The 2447-nt window shown below is 64.6% G+C and carries 4 protein-coding genes; 2 read left to right on the top strand and 2 right to left on the bottom strand.

Translation table 11 applies throughout. The features are described 5' to 3' along the window. The coding region (locus MOV75_RS34645) for an enoyl-CoA hydratase-related protein (protein ID WP_247007589.1) at positions 1–345 on the bottom strand (345 nt) is incomplete at its 3' end. 153 nt (positions 346–498) lie between these two features. Here MOV75_RS34645 and MOV75_RS34640 point away from each other — a divergent pair. Both MOV75_RS34640 and MOV75_RS34635 read left to right on the top strand, forming a co-directional pair. Next, on the top strand, positions 499–1032 hold the full coding sequence (locus MOV75_RS34640; protein ID WP_246931415.1) for a PaaI family thioesterase: 534 nt from the start codon (positions 499–501) through the stop codon (positions 1030–1032). Between the two features lie 64 nt (positions 1033–1096). Then, complete coding sequence (locus tag MOV75_RS34635) at positions 1097–1717, top strand: TetR/AcrR family transcriptional regulator (RefSeq protein WP_246931416.1); 621 nt, start codon at positions 1097–1099, stop codon at positions 1715–1717. A 111-nt stretch (positions 1718–1828) separates the two neighbouring features. Here MOV75_RS34635 and MOV75_RS34630 read toward each other — a convergent pair. Further along, positions 1829–2447, bottom strand: a 619-nt coding sequence (locus MOV75_RS34630; RefSeq protein ID WP_247007588.1) for a substrate binding domain-containing protein, incomplete at its 5' end; no start/stop codon positions are given.

The following is a 2447-nucleotide window of genomic DNA, read 5'->3' as shown; positions in this document are numbered from 1 at the left end:
CCCACCGCCGAGGCACCAGCCGGGCATGCGCGCGATCACGGGCGCAGGGAACTGGCGCACCGCTTCGCAGAGATCGCGCAGGCGGCTGATGAAGGCCTCGGCGGACTTCTGGTCGAGCTTGGCCATCTCCTTGATGTCGGCGCCGCCGATCATGCTCTTCTCGCTCTGGCCGCGCAGCACCACGACGCGGATGCTGCGGTCGGAGCAGAGCTGCTGCAGGCCTTCGCGCACGGCGTCGGTTACGGGCGAGCCGAGGATGTTGAGCGGGCCGGCGTTGCAGATCGCGACATCAACGACGCCGCGCGCATCGCGCGTCACGCCGCAGTGGGTGTTGAGCATTTCCATCGTGGAACTCGAAGGTTTCGTGGACATGCGCGGGACGCGCCGGTCATGATCACTTCCGGGCCGAAACGCTCGACTTGTCAAGCGGGTAGGGGATCGAGTTGCCAGCGCGAAGTCCGCACCATAGTATGATGCTGGTAATATAAAAAGGCTGACATGACCAGTAACGATCAACTCGACCTGTTTTCGCCCGCGCAGCGACGCGAGCGTGTGGTGGAGTGGCAAGTGCCTGCGCCGGTCGCGAAAGTCGCGATGGGCCTATCGGGCATGGACGCCATGCTGGGGATTCGCGACGGCCGGCTGCCGCCGCCGCCTTTCGCGAAACTGATCGGTTTCACGGTGACGACGGTCGAGCCGGGTCGGGTCGTCGTGGAACTGGAGCCGCGCGAGGATCTCGAAAACACCATCGGTCTCATCCACGGAGCGACGGCCGCCGCGCTGCTCGATACCGCGATGGGCTGCGCCGTTTCGACCCGGCTGGAAGCCGGCCAGAGCTCGGTCACTCTCGACCTGAAGCTGGCCTTCCTGCGCCCGCTCTCGGTCCGGTCCGGGCTGATCTCGGCCGAAGGGAAGGTGATCAAGCTGGGACGGCAGACCAGCTACGCCGAGGGCTTCGTCCGCGACGGCAAGGGCGCCCTTGCGGTGCATGCAACTGCAACGTTTTCCATGATCGGAGGCAACTTAACATGAATTAATGCACCCATTGCGTCGTTTGCGTGTTATAAGATGACCATCGACATCCAATGAGATCCGCATGCGCTATTCCCGGGAACACAAGCAGGAAACCCACGACCGCATCGTGAAGAAAGCTTCGGTGCGGCTGCGCGAGAAGGGGGCCCACGGCATCGGTGTCGCCGATCTCATGAAAGAGGCGGGCCTGACCCATGGCGGCTTCTATGCGCATTTCGATTCCCGCGAGGCGCTGGTGATGGAAGCCTTCTCCTACGCCATGGATCGTTCCATGGACCATTGGCGCGAGCTCACTGACGAGGCTGCTCCTGAAAAGCGGTTGGCGCTGGTCGCGGAGAGTTATCTCTCCACGCTGCATCGCGACAATCCCGGCAGTGGCTGTTCGATCCCCGCCCTCGGCGCCGAGATCGCCCGCGAGAGCCCCAAGACGCGAAAGGCATTTGCCGGCAAGCTCGACGAGATGATCGAGCTGCTCGCGGACTACATCCCGAACATGCCGCGCAAGGCCGCCCGCAAGCAGGCGGTTGCGACGATGGCGACGATGGCCGGTACCGTGCTGCTGGCGCGCATTGCCGGGTCGAGCGAGCTCTCGGACGAGGTGTTGAAGGCGGGCAGGGACAGTGCGCTGGATGGCGACAAGCGCGAGCGGAAGGTGACGGCCGCGAAGAAGGCGAAGCAGAACTAGGCGAGATGCCGTAGGGTGGGCAAAGGCGCGTCAGCGCCGTGCCCACCATTTCTCAGGGTTGCGATAGACGGTGGGCACGCTTTCGCTTTGCCCACCCTACGAGACTTTTGCTTACCGCCCTGCAAACAGCGCCCGTTCGCTCTCCACGATCTCACCGATGTAATCCGCGACCGCCCGGATCCGCGCCAGATCCTTGCTGTCGGCGTGCATCAGCATCCAGAACGTCCGCGTGATCGAGATCTCCTCCGGCAGCACGGCCACCAGCTGCGGATAATCGCTCGCCATGAAGTGGGGCAGCACCGCGATGCCGAAGCCGGAGAGCGTGGCGTTGAGCTGCGCAATCAGATTGGCGCTGCGGAAGCGCGCGGAGATCCGCGGCGAGACCTGCGGCAGATAATCGAGCTCCGGCGTGAACAGCAGCTCCTCGATGTAGCCCACGAAGCGGTGCTGCGGCAGGTCCTGCCGCGAGGTGATCTCAGGGAAGCGGTCGAGATAGGCGGGAGCGGCATAGAGCCCAAGCCGGTAGTCGAGCAGCTTGCGGCCGACGATGCGGCCTTCCTTCGGCATGGTCAGGCTGATGGCGATATCGGCCTCGCGCTTGGAGAGACTGAACAGCCGCGCGGTGGCCACAAGCTGCAAATCGAGATCGGGATACCGGTCGGCGAAGGGCGCCAGCCGCGGCGCCAGGAAAGCGGTGCCGAACCCGTCGGGCGCGCCGATCCGCACCGTC

The sequence above is a fragment of the Bradyrhizobium sp. PRIMUS42 genome (assembly GCF_023006515.1).
Lineage (GTDB): Bacteria > Pseudomonadota > Alphaproteobacteria > Rhizobiales > Xanthobacteraceae > Bradyrhizobium.
The sequence above is the reverse complement of the archived record's forward strand: the minus strand, read 5'-3'. Positions and strand labels throughout refer to the sequence as shown.

Bases quoted from the DNA above. Each gene is read 5' to 3' on its own strand.
- MOV75_RS34640 (WP_246931415.1), top strand. From the start codon at position 499: ATGACCAGTAACGATCAACTCGACCTGTTTTCGCCCGCGCAGCGACGC.
- MOV75_RS34635 (WP_246931416.1), top strand. From the start codon at position 1,097: ATGCGCTATTCCCGGGAACACAAGCAGGAAACCCACGACCGCATCGTG.